38 protein-coding genes are annotated in these 24,592 nt (G+C 55.8%); 37 read left to right on the top strand and 1 reads right to left on the bottom strand.

Annotated elements, in window-relative coordinates:
- Positions 1-395: 395 nt before the first annotated feature.
- The 4 genes from U6958_RS00305 to U6958_RS00290 all read left to right on the top strand — a co-directional run bounded on the left by U6958_RS00305 (position 396) and on the right by U6958_RS00290 (position 7,703).
- Complete coding sequence (locus U6958_RS00305) at positions 396-1,331, top strand: hypothetical protein (RefSeq protein ID WP_143044538.1); 936 nt, start codon at positions 396-398, stop codon at positions 1,329-1,331.
- Positions 1,332-2,402: 1,071 nt separating this feature from the next.
- Positions 2,403-3,302, top strand: a complete 900-nt coding sequence (locus U6958_RS00300) for a hypothetical protein (RefSeq protein ID WP_143044539.1) — start codon at positions 2,403-2,405, stop codon at positions 3,300-3,302.
- Positions 3,303-6,323: 3,021 nt separating this feature from the next.
- Entirely contained in the window at positions 6,324-6,665 is a 342-nt protein-coding gene (locus U6958_RS00295) for a hypothetical protein (protein WP_074921761.1), read from the top strand.
- A gap of 285 nt (positions 6,666-6,950) precedes the next feature.
- On the top strand, positions 6,951-7,703 hold the full coding sequence (locus U6958_RS00290) for a hypothetical protein (protein WP_143044540.1): 753 nt from the start codon (positions 6,951-6,953) through the stop codon (positions 7,701-7,703).
- Positions 7,704-8,048: 345 nt separating this feature from the next.
- On the opposite strand, the gene U6958_RS00285 is transcribed toward U6958_RS00290, so the two are convergent.
- Entirely contained in the window at positions 8,049-8,261 is a 213-nt protein-coding gene (locus U6958_RS00285; RefSeq protein WP_139093293.1) for a hypothetical protein, read from the bottom strand.
- 119 nt (positions 8,262-8,380) lie between these two features.
- Between U6958_RS00285 and U6958_RS00280 the strand changes: the two genes are divergently transcribed.
- The 33 genes from U6958_RS00280 (at position 8,381) to U6958_RS00120 (ending at position 23,902) form a co-directional block, all read left to right on the top strand.
- A complete protein-coding gene (locus U6958_RS00280) occupies positions 8,381-9,523 on the top strand; it encodes a hypothetical protein (protein ID WP_074921764.1) in 1,143 nt (380 codons plus the stop codon).
- 680 nt (positions 9,524-10,203) lie between these two features.
- On the top strand, positions 10,204-10,863 hold the full coding sequence (locus tag U6958_RS00275) for a site-specific integrase (RefSeq protein ID WP_074921767.1): 660 nt from the start codon (positions 10,204-10,206) through the stop codon (positions 10,861-10,863).
- Complete coding sequence (locus U6958_RS00270; protein WP_074921770.1) at positions 10,863-11,333, top strand: hypothetical protein; 471 nt, start codon at positions 10,863-10,865, stop codon at positions 11,331-11,333. Before U6958_RS00275 ends, U6958_RS00270 begins: the two co-directional genes overlap by 1 nt.
- 14 nt (positions 11,334-11,347) lie before the next feature.
- The gene (locus U6958_RS00265; protein WP_074921772.1) at positions 11,348-11,731 is read left to right on the top strand and encodes a hypothetical protein; all 384 of its coding nucleotides are present in this window, start codon (positions 11,348-11,350) and stop codon (positions 11,729-11,731) included.
- Positions 11,732-11,748: 17 nt separating this feature from the next.
- Entirely contained in the window at positions 11,749-11,970 is a 222-nt protein-coding gene (locus U6958_RS00260; RefSeq protein WP_074921774.1) for a hypothetical protein, read from the top strand.
- Positions 11,967-12,281 carry a hypothetical protein gene (locus U6958_RS00255; RefSeq protein WP_232357031.1) on the top strand — a complete coding sequence of 105 codons (315 nt, stop codon included), beginning with the start codon at positions 11,967-11,969 and terminating at the stop codon, positions 12,279-12,281. Before U6958_RS00260 ends, U6958_RS00255 begins: the two co-directional genes overlap by 4 nt.
- Before the next feature lie 10 nt (positions 12,282-12,291).
- Entirely contained in the window at positions 12,292-12,516 is a 225-nt protein-coding gene (locus tag U6958_RS00250) for a hypothetical protein (protein ID WP_074921776.1), read from the top strand.
- A gap of 17 nt (positions 12,517-12,533) precedes the next feature.
- Positions 12,534-13,073: a hypothetical protein gene (locus U6958_RS00245; RefSeq protein WP_208607054.1), complete on the top strand. Its 540-nt coding sequence runs from the start codon at positions 12,534-12,536 to the stop codon at positions 13,071-13,073.
- Positions 13,074-13,135: 62 nt separating this feature from the next.
- Positions 13,136-13,330, top strand: coding sequence for a hypothetical protein (locus U6958_RS00240; protein ID WP_143044541.1), 195 nt, complete (start codon positions 13,136-13,138; stop codon positions 13,328-13,330).
- A 12-nt stretch (positions 13,331-13,342) separates the two neighbouring features.
- Positions 13,343-13,576 (top strand): hypothetical protein, encoded by a 234-nt coding sequence (locus U6958_RS00235; protein ID WP_074921780.1) that lies wholly within the window; start codon positions 13,343-13,345, stop codon positions 13,574-13,576.
- Between the two features lie 14 nt (positions 13,577-13,590).
- Positions 13,591-13,788: a hypothetical protein gene (locus U6958_RS00230; RefSeq protein ID WP_143044542.1), complete on the top strand. Its 198-nt coding sequence runs from the start codon at positions 13,591-13,593 to the stop codon at positions 13,786-13,788.
- Between the two features lie 9 nt (positions 13,789-13,797).
- Complete coding sequence (locus U6958_RS00225) at positions 13,798-13,980, top strand: hypothetical protein (protein WP_143044543.1); 183 nt, start codon at positions 13,798-13,800, stop codon at positions 13,978-13,980.
- 18 nt (positions 13,981-13,998) lie between these two features.
- A complete protein-coding gene (locus U6958_RS00220) occupies positions 13,999-14,316 on the top strand; it encodes a hypothetical protein (protein WP_143044544.1) in 318 nt (105 codons plus the stop codon).
- A gap of 541 nt (positions 14,317-14,857) precedes the next feature.
- Positions 14,858-15,223: a hypothetical protein gene (locus U6958_RS00215; RefSeq protein WP_074921784.1), complete on the top strand. Its 366-nt coding sequence runs from the start codon at positions 14,858-14,860 to the stop codon at positions 15,221-15,223.
- 50 nt (positions 15,224-15,273) lie between these two features.
- On the top strand, positions 15,274-15,636 hold the full coding sequence (locus U6958_RS00210; protein WP_074921786.1) for a hypothetical protein: 363 nt from the start codon (positions 15,274-15,276) through the stop codon (positions 15,634-15,636).
- Between the two features lie 635 nt (positions 15,637-16,271).
- Positions 16,272-16,505, top strand: coding sequence for a hypothetical protein (locus tag U6958_RS00205; protein WP_143044545.1), 234 nt, complete (start codon positions 16,272-16,274; stop codon positions 16,503-16,505).
- Positions 16,506-16,558: 53 nt separating this feature from the next.
- Positions 16,559-16,789: a hypothetical protein gene (locus tag U6958_RS00200; RefSeq protein WP_074921788.1), complete on the top strand. Its 231-nt coding sequence runs from the start codon at positions 16,559-16,561 to the stop codon at positions 16,787-16,789.
- 15 nt (positions 16,790-16,804) lie between these two features.
- A complete protein-coding gene (locus U6958_RS00195; protein WP_143044546.1) occupies positions 16,805-17,065 on the top strand; it encodes a hypothetical protein in 261 nt (86 codons plus the stop codon).
- 433 nt (positions 17,066-17,498) lie between these two features.
- Positions 17,499-17,780: a hypothetical protein gene (locus U6958_RS00190; protein ID WP_074921790.1), complete on the top strand. Its 282-nt coding sequence runs from the start codon at positions 17,499-17,501 to the stop codon at positions 17,778-17,780.
- Between the two features lie 9 nt (positions 17,781-17,789).
- Positions 17,790-17,999, top strand: coding sequence for a hypothetical protein (locus U6958_RS00185; protein WP_074921793.1), 210 nt, complete (start codon positions 17,790-17,792; stop codon positions 17,997-17,999).
- 13 nt (positions 18,000-18,012) lie between these two features.
- Positions 18,013-18,333: a hypothetical protein gene (locus U6958_RS00180; protein ID WP_074921795.1), complete on the top strand. Its 321-nt coding sequence runs from the start codon at positions 18,013-18,015 to the stop codon at positions 18,331-18,333.
- Positions 18,334-18,344: 11 nt separating this feature from the next.
- A complete protein-coding gene (locus tag U6958_RS00175; RefSeq protein WP_074921796.1) occupies positions 18,345-18,632 on the top strand; it encodes a hypothetical protein in 288 nt (95 codons plus the stop codon).
- 60 nt (positions 18,633-18,692) lie between these two features.
- On the top strand, positions 18,693-19,115 hold the full coding sequence (locus tag U6958_RS00170) for a hypothetical protein (protein ID WP_074921806.1): 423 nt from the start codon (positions 18,693-18,695) through the stop codon (positions 19,113-19,115).
- 13 nt (positions 19,116-19,128) lie between these two features.
- Positions 19,129-19,329: a hypothetical protein gene (locus U6958_RS00165; protein ID WP_143044547.1), complete on the top strand. Its 201-nt coding sequence runs from the start codon at positions 19,129-19,131 to the stop codon at positions 19,327-19,329.
- A 164-nt stretch (positions 19,330-19,493) separates the two neighbouring features.
- A complete protein-coding gene (locus U6958_RS00160; protein WP_074921808.1) occupies positions 19,494-19,697 on the top strand; it encodes a hypothetical protein in 204 nt (67 codons plus the stop codon).
- Between the two features lie 15 nt (positions 19,698-19,712).
- Positions 19,713-19,943 (top strand): hypothetical protein, encoded by a 231-nt coding sequence (locus U6958_RS00155; protein WP_143044548.1) that lies wholly within the window; start codon positions 19,713-19,715, stop codon positions 19,941-19,943.
- 224 nt (positions 19,944-20,167) lie between these two features.
- The gene (locus U6958_RS00150; protein WP_074921810.1) at positions 20,168-20,575 is read left to right on the top strand and encodes a hypothetical protein; all 408 of its coding nucleotides are present in this window, start codon (positions 20,168-20,170) and stop codon (positions 20,573-20,575) included.
- Positions 20,576-20,613: 38 nt separating this feature from the next.
- Entirely contained in the window at positions 20,614-21,219 is a 606-nt protein-coding gene (locus tag U6958_RS00145) for a YkgJ family cysteine cluster protein (RefSeq protein ID WP_167368405.1), read from the top strand.
- A gap of 217 nt (positions 21,220-21,436) precedes the next feature.
- Positions 21,437-21,982, top strand: a complete 546-nt coding sequence (locus tag U6958_RS00140) for a hypothetical protein (protein ID WP_143044549.1) — start codon at positions 21,437-21,439, stop codon at positions 21,980-21,982.
- 253 nt (positions 21,983-22,235) lie between these two features.
- A complete protein-coding gene (locus U6958_RS00135; RefSeq protein ID WP_074921821.1) occupies positions 22,236-22,706 on the top strand; it encodes a hypothetical protein in 471 nt (156 codons plus the stop codon).
- Positions 22,707-22,716: 10 nt separating this feature from the next.
- A complete protein-coding gene (locus U6958_RS00130) occupies positions 22,717-22,914 on the top strand; it encodes a hypothetical protein (protein WP_074921823.1) in 198 nt (65 codons plus the stop codon).
- Positions 22,915-22,926: 12 nt separating this feature from the next.
- Positions 22,927-23,133 (top strand): hypothetical protein, encoded by a 207-nt coding sequence (locus U6958_RS00125; protein ID WP_143044550.1) that lies wholly within the window; start codon positions 22,927-22,929, stop codon positions 23,131-23,133.
- Positions 23,134-23,410: 277 nt separating this feature from the next.
- Positions 23,411-23,902 carry a hypothetical protein gene (locus U6958_RS00120; protein WP_074921825.1) on the top strand — a complete coding sequence of 164 codons (492 nt, stop codon included), beginning with the start codon at positions 23,411-23,413 and terminating at the stop codon, positions 23,900-23,902.
- Positions 23,903-24,592 lie beyond the last annotated feature (690 nt).

Genomic DNA, 24,592 nt, shown 5'->3' with positions numbered 1-24,592 from the left:
AGCTGCGCAGGAGCCCAGTTCATACGTATGAACCACGGTCCGGGGGGCACTTGCACCTTACCGACGTTGATGGTTCATACGTATGAACCATCAACGAGGGCGAGGATGCCCAACCTACCACCATCAGCTTCCGCACTCCCCCCAACCGAACCCCGCCACCGAGCGGGGTTCGGCGTTTCTGGAGTCCACGTTTTGGAGATTAGGCCCATGACTTAGCACAGGCAATAAAAAACCCCGGAAGCGCCAACTACCGGGGTTTCTGCACTCGTTAGACGGGTGCTGTGACGGAACCTGACTTCTACCGACGCCAATCGGAAAAAATCCAGACCACGGATTCAATAGTAAGTCGTTCCTCCAGCTCCGTCAAGGAATCGTGTCCTTATTCGGAGACTGCGATGGAAACGCTCGCACCTACAAACTTCCCGTACCTGATCACCAGGGCTTGCACAGCTCTGCCGCATACATCGGCCTTCCATGCAATGCCAGATGGATTCCTGCGCATCGTACTGCGCATAGTTCAAAAGATTGACCTGAAAAGTCCATACACGGGGATCTTTGCCTCTCGGGCCACCATTGCTGACGAATCTGGGAAATCCATAGACTCGGTGCATAGAGCTGTCAAATGGCTCGAAGGTAACGGTTTCATTGAGCGCGAGCGTAGAGCATTCTTTGGAAACCGTGGCTCGACATCTCCTATAACACCAACTCGGAGCTTTCTGCTGGCCTTGAATTTGGTCGACCAGGAGGGAAAGCCTATTGCCAGTGCACAAGATCGGACTGGCCACCCTCTTAGGACTAAACAAGCCGAACCGCCTAAGTCTCCAAGCTCTCCGGCTGAGTCCACCAAGGCTGGGCGCTCCGCCTTCGTCAAAGTGGGTAACGCACTTCTTCCGAAGGAACTTGCCTGGCTCTGTGAGAAAGGTGTCAGTGCATTTGGTGTTCTCGCCCTGATGCGAGCGGCGAAAGATGCCCAACAGCGCCTTTCCGACATCATGCTGACCGCAAGAAAGTACGTTGAGGAGCTTCCTGCGAGGGAGATATTTGCTTATCTGCGAAAGCTTATCGGATCAGGAAGGGATTTTGGATACTCTGCGAGAAAATCCGAAGAAATTGAGAAAACTACAAAAATTTCCGAATTTTTGGCAAATAAGCTTGAAGCCATGGAAGGGCGCCATTACATCGGTCGCAAGAACAACCGGGCGTTCTGCGTGGAAGGAGGGGTGCTGTATGAGGTGCAGCCAAACGGTACGCGCCTGGTTCACATCATCAGTGAGGCATTCGTCGAGGCGATTCATGACGGGCGGATTGTTCCCAAGCGAGACACCGAGTAAAGCCGGCGATCATGTGGGAACCTTGCAGCTTCAGTATCTGTATTTATGCAATCCTTCGGAAAACATCCCGTTGGGACCTTTGAAGTTATCCACAGGTCAAATTCCAGACGAGTGCCCATCGCTCAGACAATCCTGCGAACTGCAGCATGCAACAGCTAAGACTTCAATGCTGCAGCAGACAACGGTTGGGCCTATGACATGGCTGCCGAGACGCAGGCGATGCGCCAGCTTAGTCACCCAGATGCAGGGACTGACCCGTGGCTTCCAGCTGCACCGGCAGGTTTAGAGAGGGTAAAGTCCAGCTCGAAGTACGACTGCACGGAAGGCTTAACAGAAAGGGGCGTTTGTGACTGAGCAGCGACTGAGAGTTGAGTGGCAACCTGGACCTTCGATCAAAGGGATTGCTTGCCACTGAAAGGCGACAGAGGAGATACAGAATCACAACTGAAAGACTACTGATGGCAAGGCCGCTACTATGCGATCACTGGGAACGCACTGGCCAGCAACAGGCACAGCGATACCCTCATCCTCATGTGAAGGCTGCAGGGATCTGCATCCGGCATTTGCCATCGACGTCCAAGACCGATGTGGCCGCCTCCCTGCCAGTTCACCTTAAACGTTGGCCGCTGTAGTCACATGCATTTCAGGGGCGTCACTGGCTCCTGACGCGGAAGACGCTTAGCTGGGACAGTGTCTTCGGACCGCTCCTTGATAACAAGCAATCCCGCTACTGGGTGGATGAATGTACAAGAAGGGCGCCGCCTGGCAGATCTCCCGTATTACGCTATCGCTGTTGCGCTTCTACCGGAAGGCGGTGCAACTCCCCAGAACAACCACACGTTCAATACCAAATCGCTAACGTGTTGAATACATTGACTATTTTTGTGATTTAATTGTTGTAGATTGGCAATTAATTGTTGTCTAAATATTGACTTAGGTAATTGTTGTAGTAGCATTGCATTTACAGTCAACTACTTTTGTGACTGTATGAGGAGCTTTATGGCGACAGCCGCAACCCCAACCATCCACAGGTCCTTCAAGGCGCAGGCCTCGCACTCGGAGCAGACGGGCGTGAAGAAGGACGATGTCTTCAAAATCCCGCCGCACCTGCTCTTGGAAGAACCAGGCTTCAATCAGCGGGAGTATGACGATCCTCGTGTGGTCGCCAAGATCGAGGAATTCGCGGAGGCGTACGCCGAAGGGCGGTTTGTGCCGCACCTGGTGGTCCGCATCGACGCCGGCACGGGGAAGTTCTTCATTGTCGAAGGCCACCAGCGTGCCCGGGGTGCCATGCTCGCAATCTCGCGCGGCGCATCCGTCCCATTTCTCGTGTGCATCCCATTTCGAGGCAACGATGTCGATCGGGTGAACTGCCAGCTGGATAGTCAAAGTGGGCTCAAGCTCACCCCGGTGGGCATCGCTCGCAACTATCTCAAGCTGGTCCACCTGGGCGCCACCGAAGAAGAGATCGCGAAGCGCCGCAACAAGGAACTGTCGCATGTGCAGGGCATGCTGGTGCTGGCCGAGGCACCGGCTGAGATTCAGCGGATGGTCAACACAGATAAGGTATCGGCTACCACGGCCATCGAGGTCTTGCGCGAGCGCGGCGACGGTGCTCTTGAATTCCTGCGCAAGACCTTGGAAGAAGAGCAGGCCAAAGGAAAGACGAAGATCCGGCCTGCAGCAATTCGTGAGTGGTTTCCTCCCCGCAAGATTGCTGGGGGCATCATCAGCTCGGTGCAAGGCGTGGTGGAGTCGTTGGATTCGAAGAAGCGGCGCGAGCTAGCCGAGCTTGAGAAGCTTCCTCCCTCAAAGTTGAAGGGCCGGAAGGTGGAAATCGACGCAGCGGTGATGCTCGAACTCGTTAAGAATTGGAGCAGCGCGATGGATGCACGAAGAGCAAAAGAGCAGTCAAAGAATGTTGAGAAACAGCGCCGAAGCCAGCAGACGATTCCCGGTACCGATGCCTAGTTCATCTCGGTAGACAGGAAAGGGCTCTCTTTTCGAGTAGCCGGAACGCCAGCGTCCGGCCACCATTCGTTGCTACTCTCGGCCGCTCCTGTGATGAAGCCGCCGTGTTGGAAGCGAGGGCCTAGAGTTGAGCACGATTCATCTTCTATTCCGGCAACCTCCAGGCGCCCGTCCAGCATCTGGATCTACTTGCCGGGCTGCAGTAGTTTTTGCCCAGTGATGCAAGCCACGTCCTCGACAGATCCCTCACTAGCCCTCTTAGAGGAGACAGCGGCCTATCTGCGCCGCTTACCACTCGTTCCGTCCACGCAGGAACTTATCCGCAAGATCGAGGCCCACCTAACCACTCCGAGCAGCCAGGATGTGGCTATTCCCGCTCACGAACCAACCTCCTGGGAAGGCCAGGTCACGACTTTTGCTGGGACCGTGCTGTTCAGCGTCTCTGTTGAAAATGGCCAAGCCTCCTTGTTGGCCCCGGTCACAAGGCAAAGGGAGCATGACATCCGGGGGCAGCAGGCCGTTTGTCGGCCGTTCCGGCCCACTGCTGGTTCCTCTCACAGAGACGACCCGATGGGAAGTTTTCAAGGCCCTCCGCTTGACGCAATGCAGGCAGAGGCGGAGCTGGATCGCGCGCGGCTCCTGCGGCTTCACATGGGGGTGACGGTTGAATTGAAGCCTTCGCGATTCCCTTCAAGCCACGCACTCTTGGTCGAGGAGTCACGGTCCAACATCAAGGGGTGGCGTTAGCTGACTATCAGTTTTCAGGGCGCGGGACAAGATATCCAATGTCGCCCTCCACGCTGACGCCGTGTGCCAATTTCACGACATCTTGACTTAGGACGGAAGGTCAGTTGCGGGTGTCCTTGATGACCATATAGCTTGCACACCAGAAGTGATCCGGGAGGTGAGCGCGCAGCTGCCCTCGGATTTCCCGGAGCATGTGGCCGAACCGATCTTTAGCGGCCTGCAGGCCGCTGCCGTAAAACTGGAAGGAGTCCAAACATGATCGTTGAAAGCGACGACCTCTACATCGTTACGAAGTCCGGAAATGAGGTGCGAACGATTTCCTGAGAGAAGCCCTGCATGAAGGCGCCCTGCTGGCTGGTGCAGCGGACGCAGGGGAAGAGCGCCGGCAAGCGGGTGATCGTGCTGGAACGTGCGCTGAAGACCCGCGAGGTATTCGAGGCTGACTGATCCGCGTCTACGTCGAGAGACCCCTCGCGCCCAACCACCTCCACTACCCTCATCACGCTATACGAACGGAAGTTTGACGGGGGCTCTCGGTCTGAAGGGCCTTGAACTTAGCGCGGATCCGCGCTTGACCCTGGCTTTCGTATGAGAGAGGGGCCGTGGGCCGCTTTGCGGCCCGATCATCAGCACCAGTCCCATCCGGTACTCAAGGGATCTCACCTGCGCTACGGAGAGCGTACTCAAGCATCTCGCTGAGCCTCCCCATCACAAGCCCAGAAGTAGACGGCCACAGGGCTCCTAGCGAGTCATTTGCCCGGCACAAAAGCCCTTGGATCGCAGTCAAGGGGACGACGACCTCATCAGCCAGGTGATGTACGAGCCTGTCACCTTGGATGCTGTATTCATATCGCGCCCAGGTAGCATGTTTTTCAATGGCAACGATCTGATGCACGGCCTCGCTCAGAGGCTGTGGGATGACGCCTACCTGCATGTCTCTTAGCATAGCGCCGAGATCTCTCAGGAGGAGCTGGAGGTTGTGAGAACTATGAACACGCTTGGCCTGACCTGGGGTCGGAAAGCCAGAAGACCGAATGCCCAGCCTCTCACGATACGTTTGCACTTCGACTGCAAGTGAGAGCGGCGCCTTGAGGAGGAGCTCTGCCGCGTGACGCTGAAGGTAAAAAATGGGCAATGCGTGGTGGTCAAGCAGCCTCTTGTTTATGGCGGTTTGCAGCAATTCGCCCGCGCTCCAAAGATAGGCCTGGCAGTAGTTCGGTGTCCTTCGACCGCCCAGGCGGGCGACACCCGCCAAAACGTCACTCTCCGTGAGTTGAGGGGCCTTGCCCCAGTGGAACACACCGGCAGGCTCTTCAGGCCCAAGTGGGTAAAAGGTATACGGTAGCGTGGCCATCTATCCTCCGTGTTGTTCGAGCGGGAACCTGATCTCCATCGAATGTTGTCAGGCCGTCACGATCGCTTCATAGAACTCTAGAGCAGGCGCGGGACGCAGTCTCCAAGCCGACGTTGAACACGCCCATCGCTATCGGCACACCACCTACCCACGGGCTTGAACGACGCGACAGAGGCAGCTGCTTTGGGCGCGTCTCGCTCTTCGTGTAGGATTGACGCCCGGTCAGCATGCGACTTGGCAACGATGGCTTACCCAAGCCACACCTCGGAAGCGGGGGCTTGGGCAAATCTTCAGCCTGCCAGCGTGCTGCTGGTGGTAGATACGGTAGCTGCCGTGCCCTCGGGTGAAGAAGCACTTTGCAGCGACGAAAGTCGCTTTTTCAAACCCCAGATAGGCACTTGATGCCTGATAGGGGCCAGTGTCTGTCACCTGCAACAGGAGACGGCACGTGAAACATGCCCTCCACCGCGTGGACCATGCGAGGGGGCGGTACTGGAGCAAGCTGCACAGCAATGCGTAGGCTTGCTCGCTGGCGCCTTCCAAAGCGATGACGCCTGTGCATTCGTTCAGTAGCGATTCTTCATACCCTATCCTGCCAACGATTCAGGCCTGTACCAGCTTGTTGGATCGGGAGGATAAAGGCCCGTTCGAGGCTCAATCGCCGATATAGCTTCCTGGCAGTCTTGCTTGGCGGCGAGAAGGTGTTGAAACCTGCTGACGCTGATTCGAAAACGGATGCACTACCTTCCGGTATGTCGATGCCTTTCGGATGCCCGAGGAAAATCATACGAGTCCATTAAGTCTTTAGACGTTCAGTCTATTGACCGATCGCAATAACCCCAGCGCCAGCTGGTTTTTAACCCTGACGGGCCACAGCCCAAGGGGGCATGGTTCGTCGTTTCTGTAAAGGAGCATGAATCATGCAAGCAACTCAATTCCAAGGGGAAAATTCTAACCCTGCCAACGTTCCGAATCAACTCTATGCGGTGCTTCGATTCAAGCGCCGCATTGCCCTTCCTCGCTTCACCATGGAAGCGGGCGAGCTCTGGGGCTTTGTGGTTTATGGCAAAAGCGAGAAGAGGTTAGAGCAGATAAAAAGCGGCGAACGCTTTGATTTTGCCGGTGCCCAAGTCCTGGCTCAGGATGTCGAAATAATCTATGAGGGTCAAAGCGGTCTCGAATATAGTGTCGCTTTAGGCTATATCACAGATTCTCAAATCATTGCGTCTTTGCGTAATAGCGAGAGGAAACATCTCCGCTGAAGCTCGGCGCTTTCTAAAATCCTGGCAGGAGCCGCAAAAGACACTTCTGCCCAGGTTTATGGAAGCAGAAAACTTCCTGAGGGTCCGGTTATGTCGAATCAACTGATAGCATACCAATCTTCTGAAGAACTCAGCAATAATGGCGACTTCTGCTATTTACTATTAAATCTTGATAGCGACTCAGCTATGAAGGTTTAAATCATTAATCTGCTACGGCCGATCATTTTAAACCCTGACGGGCAAGGCCCGTTAGGGCTGCTGCCCGTCTCTCTTGGAGATGAAGCTATGTTGTTTGAAGAAAATCCGTGTGCAGAAGTAACATCCGCATGTAATGAAGCGGTCGGAAGGCTGATCATGCCGGAGGCGAAAAGCATCTCGATTCCTTCGCAGGTTTGGGCTGAGGCAGCCGACGCCTATTGCGGAGATCGGTTAAGCGAAACGGCTGTAGGCGATGTCGTGACGGTAAAGGAGTTCACGCACGGTGGCTTCCTATACGCCGTCTTTGCCACTAAGACAGGTGGATGGTCTGGCGACTATGTTGTGTATGCTTGGCAGCTTCATCCCTTGCAAGCCTATAGTGGGAGGACCACTGGGGCAATTTGTGCCTCAGAGTGGGATCGCCTGCGAGCGCGTGGGGACAAGACCGGAATGATCGTTAAAGTCCGAGGGCAAAAAATGGTCTGTGCCAAGCCGGTCAATTTTGTACGCTCGCTTCCGACTGTAACGCCACTCTCGATAGAAGAGGCCATCGCCTTTGAGTTGTCACTACGAAAAAGCGGCTGGCGAAGCTACAGTTTTCGCGATGCCACAACTATTTGGTCAAGCCTCGCCGGTCACCCCGTCTGTACGTATGCTCGTACAGACGCCACCCCGGAAGTTAATATCCTTTTCTGGAAGGGAAGTGGGACTATTCAGGAGCACATGCTCCAAAGGCGCGAACTGCTGAAGCTCCGGCAGGGGGGGGAACATCCCACTCCCACCCCGGTTTCCGTTAAGGAGGCGCCTACTCCCAATCTTTGTCAAGCCTCGCTATTCTGAGAGCGCCAGGCATATAAAGGGAAGACTGCTGCCGGCGTCCAAGCACGTAAAAATGGAAACGTGACTATCGAATCGAGTTGAGTAAGCCCCGGCTCGCAGACGCCGAAGCTCTAACCGTCGATTTTTAGGGCGAACACCTTTAGTTCCCCCTAACTCCTAAAAACAAAAAGCCCTGCGAACTTCGGTTCCGGGGCTTTTTTTTGTGCAGCTGATTCCGGAGTTTGCTTCACGGAATGGCTTATTGATCGATAGGTCCCTGTCCAAGTAGAAAGGAAAGTAGACGGCGGTTCATTTGTGAAGGAATGCTCGCTGTCGTAGTCCAAAAAGCCACTGGAGTTCCCGCTCTCAGGATGTCTTGCCTGGCGTCTTTTCCTTGACCGGCGCTGCATCGATAGCCGCGCGGAGCCACGCGCTGCCCAGGTGCTCGCGGAACTTGGCTTTCTGCGCGGCCGTAACGCTGCTGTTCAGCGATACCAGGGGTTCTCCATCGTCGGAGAGAGTTTTACGGCCCTGGCCGCGACCGGCGCCGCCATGAGTTGATTTCTTGTGTGGTTCCATTTCACGGATTCTATTTGAATTAATGCGCATGAAAACAACCCCGCAAAGGAGTCGGAAATAGTTAATCTTGATTTTATGCGCATACAATCAAAACATCGATTCTCCACCAGAGGTAGCACATGAAAACCACACACGACATCACCACATATCGCGGCTGGCTGGCGCTGGCGAGCGAGCTCCTTGGCGATAAGCCAGATTGGACAGCGCTTGTTCAAGGCGACCTTGGTTTCGTTGTGATCATCAACGGCCATGTTTGTGGTTTGGCGACTGAGGATGAGGGCCACATCTACAGCGAGCGCGATTGCTATGACTTTGATGCCAGTGCGTGGGACAGTGAGCGAGGATGTTGGGATGGGAGCACGCCCGAGGCGACGGCTAGTAGTGTGCTGGCTCCCAGGTTTGTGAATCTGGCGCACACTGGAGCCACTTTGGCTGCGCAGCCTATGCGGCAACAGTCACAGGTCGTTGGCGATTGCGGTGCCACGCGTTTGACGCTGCCGTCGCAACTTTCCTGGTTCACTGCCGAAGATCATCCTGCAATCGGTCTGACCATCGAAGACTATTTCGTGACGGACCCATACTACGATGTTGGTATGAGAGATAAGGTCGATCCGCAAGAATGCTGGGGCCTTAACGAGGAACAGGCGAAATTCATTGTGGGTCTCAATGAAGAGCTGCCTCTAGCGGTTCTTGATGCAATTAATGCTGGTTGCCGGCGTTTGCAGAAGTTCGCCGGAGTCTCTAAAGGCGTCTATGCCGATGGACACTTCGCAAACCCAGACGAATTCAATAAATTGATGGAAGTGTTCGCTTCTTACATTGTCGGAGAAATCAACAGCAATACGCTGACGAGCGTTAGTGTGATCGTGGAGAAAACTGGAGTTTTCCAGTCCTCCTATGAGCAGCATGCGGCGCGCGACGGACAAAGTTTCGTGCTGCTAGGGCCTGTTGACCCAGCTACCTACGATGCCGATGACGTTGGCCCGATGTACCGTGTGAAATTCGCAGACGGAGAGGTGATCGAGGCTTGGCCTGATGAGGTTAAATCAGCGTTGCCTCAACTCGGAGACGTGCAGGAAGATGCCAAGGAAGCAGCGAAGCATGAGTTGCAGAAAGCACTGAAGAAAGCCACGGAATGCGGCCTTCTGGATGACTTGGCTGGAGTACTTCACCCCGACGCCATCAATCGGTTCTGTGACGCTGTAGGTGCGCTTGATGAGCCTGAGAAGGCGCGTGACGAGTCACCGAGTCCAGGCGTGTAATTGCTTCTCAAACAAAGCCCTGAGAACTTCGGTTTCGGGGCTTTTTTCATGGTTAGCCGGTTTCCAACTTTCCTCGATGTCGAGGCTGCATGCGGCTTGGCCTACAGTCCCCCCCTGCCTGCATCCACCTCATGGATAGCCATGGAGGCATGGGCACTTCAGCCGCCTTCGTGCTGTCCCACAATCGGGCGAAGAGCGAAAGACGTGAATTTGGTGGAGAATGCGGAATCTGTGCCCTCAGCTAGATCGAGTCGATGAGGAGATCGGCAAATGAAAACGCCCTCACGAGGAGGGCGTTTAGGAAAACAATCGAGCCCCTTGGCTATCCCCACACTTGGGCGGGAACCCCTTGCGGGGCGGGGTCGGCACACGACTTTCGTCGCCTCGTTTACATGCCGATGTGCAAATCATAGCACATTCGATATATTCTGGAAGTTGCACTGGCTGCAGGGCTGTTTCAGAAGCGAATGCAGCACACGGCCAGCGCCTCGTACAGGAAGCACGCGGTCTGCGCGCCACGCGCAAGGTGGTGGCATCCGAGGCTGGTGAGGGCTCAGCATAGGGGAAGTCGGGTCATCCGACTTTCCTTGATGTGGCGCCGGCTCTCACGCTGCCAATAGGCAGGCTGGCGCTCTACCGATACACTCTATGTAATTCGTCAACTACGCACAATTGCAAGAGTGGCAAAACCTCCCGTCATCGAAGACAAACAGATCGAGCACCTGCTCAAGGCGACGGCTGCCTGCAGCCGCGTCCCGCTACGCGATACCGCATTGCTCCTGACTCTATACGGAACGGCCATGTCGGTTACGGAGCTAGCCACCATCACGGTTGGCGACTACCTCGACGCCAAGGGCAACGTCCGCGTCACGAGCGCAGTGCGCGTCGATGTCGCGCACAACGGAGTAGAGCGCCCCCTTTTCTGGTCGAATAGGCGCGTTGTCGCGGCAATGGATGCCTACTTGGTGTGGCGCTTGGAGCGCAAGCATGGCGCCACCGTCAGGAAGGGTGCGTACCGTGGTCTTGATCCCCAAAGCGCCTTGTTCCTAACCGAAGACGGCAGGCCCTATACCCTGACCAAGCGAGTGCTCCCCTCTGGCGTCTGTAGCTACTCGTGCAACACGCTCGGTGCCTACATCTCCCGCCTTCATACGAACGCCGGCATCGAGGGCGGCAGCGCCCAATCTGCTCGACGCACCTTCGCGGTAAAGCAGCACCGCCAAGGCCGCGACCTGGTGCACATCGCGGCGATCCTTGGACATAAGAGCGTCAGCACTACGAAGCGGCTTGTTGAGGGAGATGCAGTGCGGCTGGCTGACATTGTGGCGAGGGCTGTTTGATGACGGGGCAGCAGCTGGAAGCTATCCGTGAGCGCCTTGGGTTTACACAACAAATGATGGCTGAGCGCTTGGCCTGTGACTATGTTGGCTACAAGCGCTACGCGACGGGTAGTAGACCTGTTCCGCGCTACATCGCTCGCTGCGCTCTGCTACTCGACCTCCTTCGCGACCGAGGAGCGCTTGAGCAAGTTGACCGCCTCTTGACAAGTAGCCAATGGCTACTAGAATCGGATCTACCTAACCACGAAGGCAAGCCAACTATGTTGATTGATTTGAAAGTATCTCGCCATCCTTCCGGGACGCTGACGCTGACGCGTAAAGACGAAGGTGACCGCATGGCTCGCGATTGCGAAGGCCCTCTGCACTTGAATAAAGACGGGGCGTCGTTCTATCGAGCCGTGGCCCACATGCTTCACGTGTTGCATCGCGAAGGGCATAACGTGTCCTACACCGATACAGCGACGAACTGATCGGAAAGTACGCAGTGGCTGAAAAGCTGTTTGATCGGCGGAAGTACAGAAAACAGGGTCGCTCGGCCTTTAACGCCGGGCGGACTCTGCCTCCTGAATTTGCCGAGAGGAGTGAGGCCTACATTGAGTGGCACGTCGGTTACGAGGAGGCCAAGGCGGAGTCACAGATAGGCGTCATGGCTCACGGCATTGCTCGCGCAGGATGGGAGCGTCGCTTCAAGGCCCGCCTCGCAGAGCAGCTCGACCTGGTCAGTGAAGTCGATCCTTCATGGGCAGATGTCCCGGCGACCGAGCTGGCGAGCTGGCCAGAGCAGCCTATCGCGGGTTACCCACCCGAGTGGACAACCAAGCTACCCGAGGCGGCGGCAGACTTGAGCCTGACCTACTGGACCTTCTGAGCAAGGAAAGCGCAGCCATGAGCAAGACCCTTGATGCGATCCGCATGCTGCCATACGTGTCAGCAGTAGACGATGAGCGTGAGGACGGTAGCTCAATCATTGTCACGTTGGAAGGCAAGTTCGAGTTTTGCAGCGAAGACCCTGGCTGTGGAGTCAAAGGCTTCGACACCGTGGCGGCGGCGCGTGCGGGCACTGCACGTCGCGAAGTTCAACTGAGTGCGCCTGCGGGCGCGAAATGATCGGAAAAGTGGCTGTGCCGCGCTACAAGACCCCATCGTTCCAGGCGACATACGACGCCATGCTTTCGGCTGCGCGCGACCCATCGAGCGAGCTGTACCACGACGGCAAGCCGCATCGTGGCGCGGGCCACCGCACGGCGTTCTGGGACGGCTATGGCGGCTTGGCCAAGACCGCGAACGTGATCCCTGGAACGCTCAGCGCTGTCTGCTACGCGGCCGGCAAAGAGTTCGCCAAGTCGAACCCTGGGATTGCGATCGAGGATGCGGTATGGACCCCTGGTGTGACGCGCCAGGGCGGATCTAAGGTTTGAGAGGAAAGCCATGATCGTTGCACGCCCGGAAAGTGACGCTGAGTCGGATTTGCTGAGTGGCCACGAGCACTGCGTTTTTCGCTTTGTCACAGGGGCTGGCGACCATCAGTTGGCGGCCCATCAGCCTCCCAAGGCAGGCTGGACACACGATGCACTCGACGCAATCGTCGTGCCCAAGGCTGAACCCTGGGATGCGTTTTTGGGCGCCCAGTGGGTTGGCAGTTCTGAGATTTGATTGGAAGGAAAAAAGAAATGCTCGAAAAAATCCTGACCTTTTTCCGACCAAAGGCCCCACCAGCACTCTTGATGGTCTTGGAGAATATCGGTGGCGGTGTCCACAAGCGCGTAGACGAGAACCGCGAGCTGCTGGAGCTGTTGCAGCAGAAGGCGCCGCAACTGCTCGCTGAATGCCCATGGGTTAACGGTTGGCTGCGTGGTAATGACGAATTTTTCTGCGCACTAGAAAGCTTGGCCACATCACTCGGCGTGAGCAATCCAGGCTTCGCAAGGGGCCCTGGCTTCCCTCGGTCCTGGCCAGAGCAACCTGAAATGCATACCAACGCCGCGTGGATCGAGCATGCCTATCCATTGCAGCAGGTGGCAATTCACTTGCAAGGGACAAGGCATAGTCATCGCCATGAAGTGATTTCGCTGCTTGAGGCGGTTCTCTCCCGGCTGCGTGAGGGAGAAATTGCTGGCGAGGAACATGATGATGACTTTGGTTACAGGTTCTCCGTGGCAAGTGAAACCCATGGCCCATCGTTCTTTGCTGAGCCAGCGGGATCCAACTAAATCGAGGAAAGCATGCCATGATAAAGACGTGGGGAGTAGGGCAGTTCTACGGAATGGGGTCAATGCAATACCTGTTGGAGTCCGGTGCGTGGCTGCCAGATCGCAAGCTCTTCGATGGCGCTCCAATTTTGTTGTTTGAAACAATGGCGGAAGCGGACACCCATGCGGCTCAGTTCTCCCAGAATGGGCAGTCTCACGGTGTGCAGTTCATGGTCGATCAACAGGGCAAGGTGCTAACTGCCCGTCGGAACAAGTAGGTAAAACCAGTTATGACTATTCAAGTTAAGCGTGTCAGCGGTACGAGACTGAAGGTCGTGAGCGGCCAGCATCGCTTGTCCACTCAGCTTGCCATCAATGGCAAGGCTGATGTGCAGGACATTGAAACGGGCGAAAAGCTAGCGGCCCATCGGGTGGATGGTGAGATTGTGGTGCTAACCAGTCCTGCGGCGGCGGCTGCGCAGTCTGCGGCTGCAGCTGTGATCTCCAAAGCAGCCAAGCTCTGATTGAGGAAAGCACCATGCCTAAGAACAATCCGCAAGGCCGCATTTCCAAGCGCAGGGCCTTCTATGCCCGCAACCGGGTAAAACGTAATACGCGAGTGATCCTGCATAAAGAAGACGAGGGTCTGAAGACGTTTCACATCACTAAAGCCGGTTTTACACATGTGCTGACCATTCCCCGAGGTCAGGGTACTTCAATGCTTAACAATCTCTAGGAATGCGGCATGAACAAGCAGCCGATCCATGCCACGCTGAAGGAGCGTTTTACTACCGAGGCGCTGCGTGGCCTTCGGTTTGTGCAAAACGGTTCGCGCATGGTCAAGTTGGGCGTCTGTCGCAGAGAGCGGGCAGCGGCCATCAGCCGGGATGGTCAGTGGTGGCGCGCGACGCCGCTTGAGCGTGGATAGAAAAACGGAGAGGAAAGCATGACAATGAAACCCGAAGACAGCCTCGCGTTTAAGACCTTTCTCTACTTCCCTGTTCCTGGGCTCGATCTTGTTGCGGGCGCAACAGTTCTAGCCGCCACTGCTGCAGCGGAAGCATGTGCTGATGGGATCAAGGACGCAGTGAAAGAAGGGTTCAATGAGGCAGTAGGGGACTTCCAGCGAGCGGCAATCGCTTCTGGGGAGGCGGTCGTGCAACGTCAGCTGGCACCCTTGGCTTCTAGTCTGGAGACCCTAGCTTCTGCTGTAGTGAGCTTTGCGTCGAAGCCTGTGGATGGCGACGCGATGGGTAAGCCATGAATTTCAACTACCACGAATGCGCTTCACGGAACGTGCGGTCTAATGCTCGCAAATACAGCGCTGACGAATGGTACTTAGTCTGAGTTTTTGCTGATGCAATGGCTTCATAAGCCCAGAAATAATCGAGGAAAGATATGGAGCAAGGCGCTTTAATCATCCATGAGCTGACTGGGGACTGGCCTGTGTACCCTGGCCACCCCCTGGTCCTGGCCACCGCGATCATGCGAGTGTTTCCCTCCTTCGCCGAGGCGAATTCTCCGTCTGGTCATGGGTGGTGCACGGCGCTCGGCGACTCACGCATACCTGGCGCTGGCGATCACGTTGGCGCGGCCATGCGGACGCTGGAGCTGGGCTCGCGTGGCTACTATGCAGACGCTATGGTCGCTCACGCCAAAAAGTATTGGGAGGATGGACGGGCTGGCGGGCACATCAAAGAAGTGGATGCGGGGAGGGTACAGGCCGAGAAGGTCGAACCCCATTTCCGCGCTGTCGCGGCCGAATGGTTTAAGACCGTCGATGCTGTGGTTTGAAAGGAAAGACCATGGGACGTGTTACGAAATTCGCCGTCATAGACGACATCCGAGCCAGAGCTATCCGTTTGGAGGAGGAGCAGGGGTTTGACCGGCGCACGGGTACCGCCCAACTCCTACCGCCTGGCGCAGACGAAACCACCAAGGCACTGATTGATCGGGCCGTCAAATACGGGAGGTGGCGGGCGCTTGAGCGTGTCGCTGAGGATATTGATGAAGGCCAGCTGGGTAAGGGCATGGGAAAGCTGATGAATCAAAGAGACCAAAAGCCGCCTGTGTGGGACCTCATAGGTATGCTGCTGGTGCGCGACAAACGATTGTTGATCGTTGGGCCTCTCATCATCTTTGCACCTTATTTTTTGGATAAATTCTTCTGAGCGAGATCATTCAAGGAAAGCAGATGCGAGGACTAGCAGCGCGGTGCCTGATGGCCCAAGCAGACATTGCCCACCTTGTGGGTGACCAATCCTGCCTGGTTACAGCATGGGAAGCGGAGATGATGGCATTCGCAGACGGCGCCGTGTCGGAAGCAACCGATGCGGAAGTCCCCCCGCTGCTCGCTGATGACACTGGTCTGCGTGCGGCTTACCTCAATGGTCGCGAGAAGCGTTCGAACACAGAAGGCTTTGCCCGCGATGGCTGTTGGTACTGGCGTTGCTACCAGTGCAGCTCCTGTGACTACAACGGCGAAAGTGTCAGAGATGGACTTTGTACCAACTGTGCTTCCGAAGAGGAAGCTGCCGCTACGCAAGACCTGCATGATCAGCTGATGTCAGCCTTGCTCCCGTGAATTTTTAAAGGAAAGCACTGCCCGCAAGGGTAGTGCACAGCCGTTGGCGCAAAGCGGTCACGCTTTCAACGACCGTAGGGCAATCTCAAAAGCTTCCGGAACCCTTGTGCCCTGCGGACGGGCGCTGGCCCAGGTGGGCGGCATCGACCAGCTGCAGCAGCGGCTGGTGCCCCAATCAAGGACTGGGTCCTGGGCCGCCCGGGGCCTAGGCTTGGCGAGCCTCATGACTACCGCCTGCTAGTCGTCCTGCAGCTGCTGCTGGCGCCCTGGTGCGGCGTGGTCGAGCAACAGGCGACGGCCGATGCCTGGGTAGCCACATGACATTCGCCCGCACCTCCTGCGACTGCTGCCGGCACCCTGGCGCACCCTGCACGGGCGCTGGCTCAGGCGGGCGGCATCGCCCAGCTGCAGCAGCTGCTGGTGCCCCGATCGAGGACCAGGTTCTCGGCCGCCAGGAGCTGATCTCCCGGTTCTCTCCTGGGTCATCACTGCCGCATGCCGATCACAGAGATTTCTCGACCGAGGCCGATGTGATGCATCCATCCAGCAAGTTGCTCGCAACGGTATGTCGATGTGAGCAAAGAGACTATATGCGCCATGTTTGCCGACGCCGTATACATTGGCACAATGGGTACATGAACCCCGCAAAAACCAACAACGACCGCCTGCGCGAATTAGTGGAGGCAAGCGGCCTCAGCCAACCTGCAGCACTTGCAGTTTTCAACCTTGGACTTGGGCCCGCTGCATACTCAATCAACACCTTCAAGGCATTCTTGGTTCGTGCCGATTCTCCAAAGTTCAGGCCTCTAAAGGATGAGCTTCTGGCTCATGCCGAAAAGAACTTCAAGCAGCACATCAAAGCATCTTGACGCAGGGTACAAGTACCCTAATAATACAGGCATTCAACAGAGCCAGGAACGCCATGAACGCACAGCGCCGCAAAGAGATAGAAGAAGTGCTCAACGAGCTCGCTGATTTGCGGAGCCGCGTTGATTCGCTGCATGGAGAGGAACAGGATGCCTATGACAACATGCCTGAAGGCCTGAAGGCATCCGAACGGGGTCAAGCAAGCGAGGCTGCGGCATCTGCGCTGGATGACGCTTTGACAGCCTTTGACGATATTGAATCCTCGCTGAACGACGCGATGGCCTAAAAGGGAAAAGCGACCATGGCAAAGTCGAAAACTCGTCCCTCAGAAACCCTCCGCCGTTTAGGCGGGTGGGCAGGCGGTTCCCTCGGTCAGGCTGAATCACTGGCCGGCATCAACGTGCAGTCGGAAGCAGAGCGTAAGGTGCTATGGGATCAGTTCAAGCACCTGTTCTCAGGCGATGCGCAAGTCTTGATTGATACGGTGGTCGATCACTGCGCCGCTATCACCCTGGGGCGTGTCAATCGCGGTGAGCTGTCGCTGCTGCCCGCTCGTATTTGAGGCAGAAGCACACAATGCAAACCTACCCTGTCCCAGGCCCCAGCATGTTGGACCCTATGTGGTTCAACACGGTGCGGTATGGCGAACACGCGGCTGAAGTCGCAGTAGATGGGAGCCTGACCGTCGCGGGTGTCGCACTTCGGTTGTGCAACGCTACCCTGGCTGCCGGCACGGCCGTAAAAGTGTGGCTCAACGGCTCGGGCTGCCGACTGGCGCCGGGCGCGCAATCGTTTTGCTGCCTACCCAAAACCGATTCGAGACGATCTGCGAGTCTACTGGCAGCGATGCAAGTGGCCAGCGGACCCGACCTATTTGCTGTGCATGCTGCACATGCATGACCAGGGGCGGCTGGAGCTGAACCCTGTGCATCTCTCGGCCGCAGAGCTTGCGGCTGCACGCGGCGTGAGCGTCGCTTTATAGGAAAGAGAAAGCGATGGCAACGATGAACTGTGCGGTTTGTAGGCGCTGGTCCAAAGCCGAAAAGGGGGAGCCTGGTTGGCGCATGGGGATGGGAGAGTGCACCAACGTCCCGAAATTTTTCGATGCAACCGACGACCTTGATGAGTTCGACCCAGAGGACTCCGGTGATGGTGCCCGCACGCTGAAGGCAGAGTTCGTCGGAGTCAAAGCCTTGGCTCTCGATGGCACCGGCTACCGGGCAGCTTTGATCACGGCGCCGGATTTCGGCTGCGTGTCCTTTGAACCTCGCAACTGATCGGAAAGCATGAGCTACTTCGTCACTGAAAATCGCCAGAAGTGGATTGACAGCTTCTTGGATGGGGGCGATACCGTACTGCGAGTCTTGGCAATGTCATGGATGGATGCCCAGCAACATCGGTCAGTGCAGCAAAACGCTGGCCAGCGCCTGGCGCTGATCGAAAAAGCCATCGCCGAATACGAAGCGAAGTGCGGTGACACGCCGTCTACTTACTGAGAGGAGAGCAGCGATGCTGGGAAGAAAAAAGGCCGATCTGGTGATCTCTGAGCCTGATGTGCAGGCTGCACTGGATCACTTGCGCGGCTTGCCTTTCCGGCCCGCAGCACCTGCCGCCTGGGATCGCAAAAGACTGCTTGACCAGATAGGGGCAGTGACTGCGAAAGTTGAGGTTGGAGACTGCTTAGATGTTGCCCCTGGCGTGTACGCAATCATCAAGCCTTTCGGTGTTGACTTGCTGCGGGGTGAAGGTGGCTCCGATGGGCGCTTGCAAGTTTGGTTGTGCGTCCGCGCATGGGGCACAGATCCTGAGCGCGTGACCAGTTTGAATTGAAGGAAAGCAAAGTGAGTCGGACTGAAATCAAGGAGCAATTCCGCGCCGCTCTGGTAGAGCTGGTGAACATGCAGATCAAGGCAAAGGGCATCAGGCCTGAGGAAGCTGCCGAAGTATTTGCAGAAGAAGCGCAGGCCTCTCTGGCATACCTTGCGTGGATGCCGCATCCTCAACGCGCAGCCCATGAACACCTTGTTTCCGCTGCAGCTTGCCTGCGCGATGGTCGAGTCATTCCTGTACCAGGCTTCGACATCCTGTTTCCTGGCGACCAAGCAGATGCTGCTGGCGCCACTCATTGATCAAGGAAAAAGATGCGAAAGAAGCTGCGTGAGCTAAGGAACAGCTAGGAGAGCAAGGACATGCCGAAGAAGACCGAGACCGCGGCGCTGCCGTTATCGAGCAGCCAATGCGCGACCCTTCAAGACTACGTGGACGCGGTGCGCAGGCTGCTGCAGAAACGAAATGAGTTGAGTGCAAAGTGGATCGAAGAACTGTTGGAAGCCGACGCAATTTATTTGCAAGGCTGCTTTGAAAAACAGGAGCATCCAGCAGCTGCTGCTCTTGAGGTTTTCATGAGCGAGGAAGAATCGTCCCGTGAGCCGAAACAAGCCGATTGCCGTCTGAAAATTGATGTCAGCGAACAGGGCAAGGGGCATCTGAGGCGGCTTGTCGAACTGGGCCTGTGGGGTGACTCGATTGAAACGGTTGCCAAGGTCCTTGTGGAACAGTCGCTGGCAGTAAAACTGGAATCCGGTTTGCTGCGTACTTCTTACCCAAAGTGATCAAGGAAAACCCATGACGCCAGATGAAATAAAAGCCAAAATTGGTCAAAAAGTCACACAAGCAGAGATGGTAGACATGCTGAAGACCAACCCCATCGGCATCGGCCCGAACGATGTGCGTGTGCGCGGTGGGGTCCTTAGTTTTTCGTTTGGCCCTGAAGGGGTCAAGCTGACAGGTGCCGAGGTTCGCACGCCCCGCAATCCTGCCGAATAAGGGCAACCTGAGCGGATCATGAAAGCAGTAAGCATCGAACCCAACTACAATTGCAAGTAAACCGCCGGGATTTTCAGGACTAGCTATTCCGGCAGCTATGACGCATGCAAAAGCTGGCTTGCAGGTCAGTGCGAGTCAGTTTAGCGATCAAGGAAAGTGACACCATGGCTTTTGAAGAATTCAACGCACAGACTGCAGTGATGGACGGTATCAAGGCGCACGCGAATGGGATCAAGGACCTATTGCTCGAAAATCCATTGCTAAAGGAACGTCGGTATTCCAAGGCGCTAGCGACCTTAGAAGAGGCTGTTTGCCTGCTCGTTCAAGCTCACGATGAAATTGGCGTTGTAGAGCGTCTACAAGACTGACCACCGGAAAGGATCATGGAGAAGAATCTCAGCGCCTGGGTTGTCTTTACCTTGAGTGGGGCCGTGCTGTTCGCAGGAGTTGGCCCAGCTCCTGCGGAACTCAATCGCGCAATTGGCGTGCTCGCTTCGATGGTCAGCTTCATCATTGGATTCAATCAAGCGAGGAATGCGGCCCCGTCTTGCTTGCTTTCGTTCCTAGTGAGCGCGTCCGGCCTGGTCGTCGCATTTGTTCAGTTAAACGGATAGATCATGAAAAATAAAGGACGTTTGGCTAAACGTATGGCCTTCTACTCACTAATTCGTCGAAAGGCACTGGGACTATCCGTAGGGAAGAAGATTGGATTTGTGGACCGTTCGGGCCGCCCGTTGGAAGTTACGTTCGACTCGCAACAGCACGAATGGTCCACGACAGTTATTGTGCCTATGACTGGCTCCGTCTAGCGACCCCAGAGGAAAGTTGAAGGAAAGACATGCGAGTAGATAGCGTTGGCATTGCCTTTCACCGAAAACTGGGCGCTGTACATATCGACCAAGCGTGCGTTGCCCTGCAGGTCAAGAATCCAGATGCCTCGACTGCATTTGTGGTGCATGAGGGAGACGTCAAGGAGGTTACCCGTGCGCTCCTGTTGAGCGTGGACAGCGGAGAGGCGATCGCAGCTGACATGAAGGAACTGCTATGGCAGCGTGTCGAGCCACCTCTTTGGTGGCCCGCCATCGAGGATCACGTCATTGCGGATGGTGTCCTAGGCAGCCTGCGCGCGCACATGGTGCGTGGCCATGTGGAACCGGGGCTGATTGTTGACAACGCACATGTGATCGGCGAGGCGGACTGGCCTGATGCCTTGTACAGCAACGTGCCAAGTCACCTTTCCAAATGAACGAAAGTAGAAGAACTGTCCGCAAGGGGAACTCTGATATGACAGATAAGCCTACGATTGATACCGCTCGTTTAGAGGCTTCCGAAAAGTTCATGGAGCTTCAGCGAGCCTCACACATTAAGGCTCTTCCTACGGCATTCATTGTGGAAGCGACCGAGCGAACTAAGCAAATTGCCATCATGAATGCTTCGCCGCGTGCAAAGCTCGGCAAACTATATACGTTGGTTGATGAATACGCTGCTATGCGCCAGCCGTACGTTGCGTGCAAGGAAGGTTGCGATTCCTGCTGCCACATGAAAGTTGAACTAACGAATGTTGAGGCTGAGCGTATTGCGAAAGCCACGGGCATAGCAGCACAGCCTTTAGGGTTCAGTACAAATAATTCTGACGAGAAGTTTGCGGGCCTCGCGTGCCCTTTTCTCAAGGACCATAAGTGCAGCATTTATGACGACAGGCCACTGACCTGTCGTGGGCATGCCTCATTTGATTCCGACAGTTACTGGTGTGCAACCGAGCGCATGTTGGCTGTGAAACTTCCGATGGTGTCCGTAGGTGAGGCGCTCGCAGTCAATCGTCTCATTGCGCAGACCACAGCCCATCCCGTTATTGCGGACATACGTGAATTCTTCCCATCACGGCAATGAGTGAAGATACTTCAATGTTTTACGCCAAACGGAAGTCCTTGAAGCGCGCGGCGATGTTCAGGCCAGTAGTAGCGACCTTTCTTGCCGTGGCCATGTTTGTCTTAATGCATCTCTTCGAAGTCGCGGACGCGCTTTCTGGCGCGCTGCCGAACATGGATCACGGGGGAGGCCTTCTCGTTGTGCCCGTGACTCGGGCTTAACGATCAAGGAAAAATCAGTGACTAAAGCTTCATGGAGCGTCGTTCGATTAATGTGTGCAGCTGTTGGCTTTGTTTTGCTTATAGCAGTCTTGGCTCATCCGCTGATGAATTCTCTGAGCGATCAAATGATGGAAATGCGAGGTGCATCACCAAGTGAGAAAGACACCTTTAGCGGGTTGACCTTGTTTCTTATGTTCTGGGTTGCCTGCATTTTGATTTCCGGCGTATATATCATCGAAGGTTTGATTGATGCGGAAGATGCCTTTCGCGCGGACAGCTCGCTCGAAAGAGTTGATGTTGTGATTGACGGGAAGAGGTTGATTGGGGCAAACGCCAAGGTCGTCGCTCGATGCGAGAGTGAGATTGCAGCAGTTGGGCCCTTGCGAATTTCGCACCTGTGTCAAACCAACACAGGGCAGTGGTTTGAGCACAACATACAAGTTCCATACGGCCCTCAAGTAGAACAGAGATTTAAGTTCATAACTGAGGTTGAAGCTAAGGATTGGTTAGCAGGCAATATTGAGCTTTATGAGAAGAATTTCGGTAAACGTGAAGTCGCCTGAAGCAAGGGAAAACAGAACCGTGAGCAGCATGGCAGCACCAACTGGGCACAACTTGCGCCGCATTGCCCGGGTCGCAGCCAGGAACGCTTTTCGGCGGGCACAAACTGGTGATGCGCAGTGCTCGACGAAGCCAGGATGACGGATCGTTTCAGCTGCACTGAAGCCTGCTGCTGCGTGCAGAGCTGGCACGCGTTCAAGGCCAAAGTTGCGGCGGTCGTGTGACTGCAGTTCGCCGCAAAATCACCAAACGCTGATGAAGGAAAGCGTGAAATTCGCCAAGCTGCTTGATGACGCTGGCAGGTCTGTCCGAGAGCCTGCAGCGGTGCCTGCGAGCGTGTCGTTTGATGCGCGAGAAGGCGTTGCGCAGGCCTGGAATGAGGATGGCCGTGCACTCGTCGCTGTGATGGTGAAAGTTCGCGTCGTTTGGATGGGTGCAGCAGGTATTCGAGGCGAGGGCATGGAGCCCTTTGAAGGCCCTGATGGTACACAGTACCGAGCCATGGAATGGCAGCAAGTTTTTCTGATGGGAAAGCACATGAGCAACTTCAAAAAACAGGTACTGGTTCACGCGGCTCTTTTACTAATGATGGTGGGTTGCATGACCGTCGCGCGAAAGCCGGGAATGGAGTTGTTCTACTTCTTGGTAGGAATACTTTTCATGCCTGTGTTTGGTTCTATGCGCGACCTGTTTTGCACTATTAGCCAGCGAATCCGCAACTCGTAGGAAACATGATATGAAGAATGTGATTCCGAAGGATGAGCGAGAAGTCGTCGAAATGGCTGATTTGTTCAAGCAGCGCGTGATCAAAGGGCAGCCATTGGTGGTGACGGGCAAGCTCGATGACTCCATGGCCAAGAAACATGCAGCGACGGTCAATGGTTTGCTGACTAGCATTGGGCGATCAGTCACCGTCATGCACATCCCCAAGTGATCGGAAATCAGCGTGTCGTTTTTCAACAGCAATGACTTAGAAATTTTGAAGAAAGAGCTTCAGCGTCCAGAGCTTCGCGTGTACACGGTAGTTGTCATGGCAAGCCTTGATCTTGAGAACGGTGACGTTGCTGGAGCTTTGGCAAGGTTGCGGATTGATGCAGACAAGCTGCGCGCACATAACACCCAAATTACTCGGTTGCTGCGAACGGCCAACTGAAATAGGAAAGCTGATGCTTATTGAGATGGGGGCGATGTCGATATTGGATGTTCTCGCAGCGGCATCGGAGAAAGCAAAGCCCGCTCCTGCCACTTCAGATGAGTCGCGGTTTCCTGTTGTCGTAAAAGGGGATACACGCGCATATTTGGACGCCCAGTGTGCGGCATTGGGCGTGTCCCTCGCTGGCCTGTGCGGAACGATTCTCGATGAAGTGGTCATGGAGTCGAAGCGCCATGCTCGATTGAGCGAGAGACGCGAGCCTACGTAAAGGGAAAATATGCCTGATCCGTTGACCTACGCCCGAGAGTTCCGAAAGGCCATTCTGCAAGGTGCATCTAGCGATCGGATGTGCGTGGCGCTATCTGCACCCCTGCATGCCGCATTTCGGGTCCTGGACATTCCAAGCCAGCTCGTGGTATCCGATGTCGGCGCGTGCGAGCACGTCTTCCTGCTGCTTGCTGATGGCCAGGTGCTGGACCCCACGGCGGACCAGTTCAACTGGAGCTCACGCGAGAACTTGCCAAGCGTCTACCTGGGTGCCCCCGCATTGATCCACGTGGGCGGCGTCCCGTGGCCAGGCGGTCAGGAGTGGCATGAATTGATGACGGCCTTGAAGCGCCTGTACCCGACGCTCGACGCCGCAGTTGTTGGCCACACCGTGTCAGTCGCATTGAGATCGCTCCCGCCAGGCCTATGCGAATTCACCCCAGTTGAGGGATTCAGAGAGAGTCAGTCGTCCGTGACGAATGAGTGGAATAAATGGAAATAGCATTATTTGGACTCTTCGCGGTTCTATCTGGCATGGCGTTGGATCGTGGGAATTCTTGGACTGCGTTGGCATGCTTGAGTGTCGCGTTGCTCTCCTTGGCATTGGCCGCTATCGGCAGATTCCGAAGCAACAGAAAATGATTGAATTCAACATTGCCACCGGAGCCCTCCTTCAGTGCTCGCGATGTAGTTTAGAACATGGCATGTGATCCACTACTCGGCAGCCAGACACCCCGGTGCCGGTTAAAAGCGTAGTTCGCCGTCAATGAATGGAACCGATGTGGGCGCGGGCAGCGCCGGCACTGATGTGCCGTTGACCGCGTGTGTGAGACCAACGCTGGGGCCGGAGGCGATGTTTCGCTGCTTTTCGAGGATGCGCGTGGCGACTACCAGTCAGCGGGCCGCTTGCTGCGCTGGTGCAACTGGCTCAAGCAGGCCTGCGGCGCGTGGTGCCCACATTGGACGGCGATGTCCAATGGACTGTGCACGAGGCCTCGCAATCAAGGGTGCTGTTCTCGGTAGCGTGCGCCTGCGGCCAGCCCTGGCAAAGGAACTGTTGCTGGCGTAGCAGCTGGGTTTGTAGCCTTGATCTAGGCTTGTGCAGCGCGCTGGTTGCTTACGGCCACGGCCCGCCGTCGCGAATGGAACTGGGCCCGGAAGCCAGGCCGCATCGCCACATTGGCTACAGGCT

Origin of the sequence: Delftia lacustris (assembly GCF_040267515.1) — a bacterium.
Classification (GTDB): Bacteria; Pseudomonadota; Gammaproteobacteria; order Burkholderiales; family Burkholderiaceae_C; genus Comamonas; species Comamonas tsuruhatensis.
This window is presented reverse-complemented; position numbering and strand designations above follow the sequence as displayed.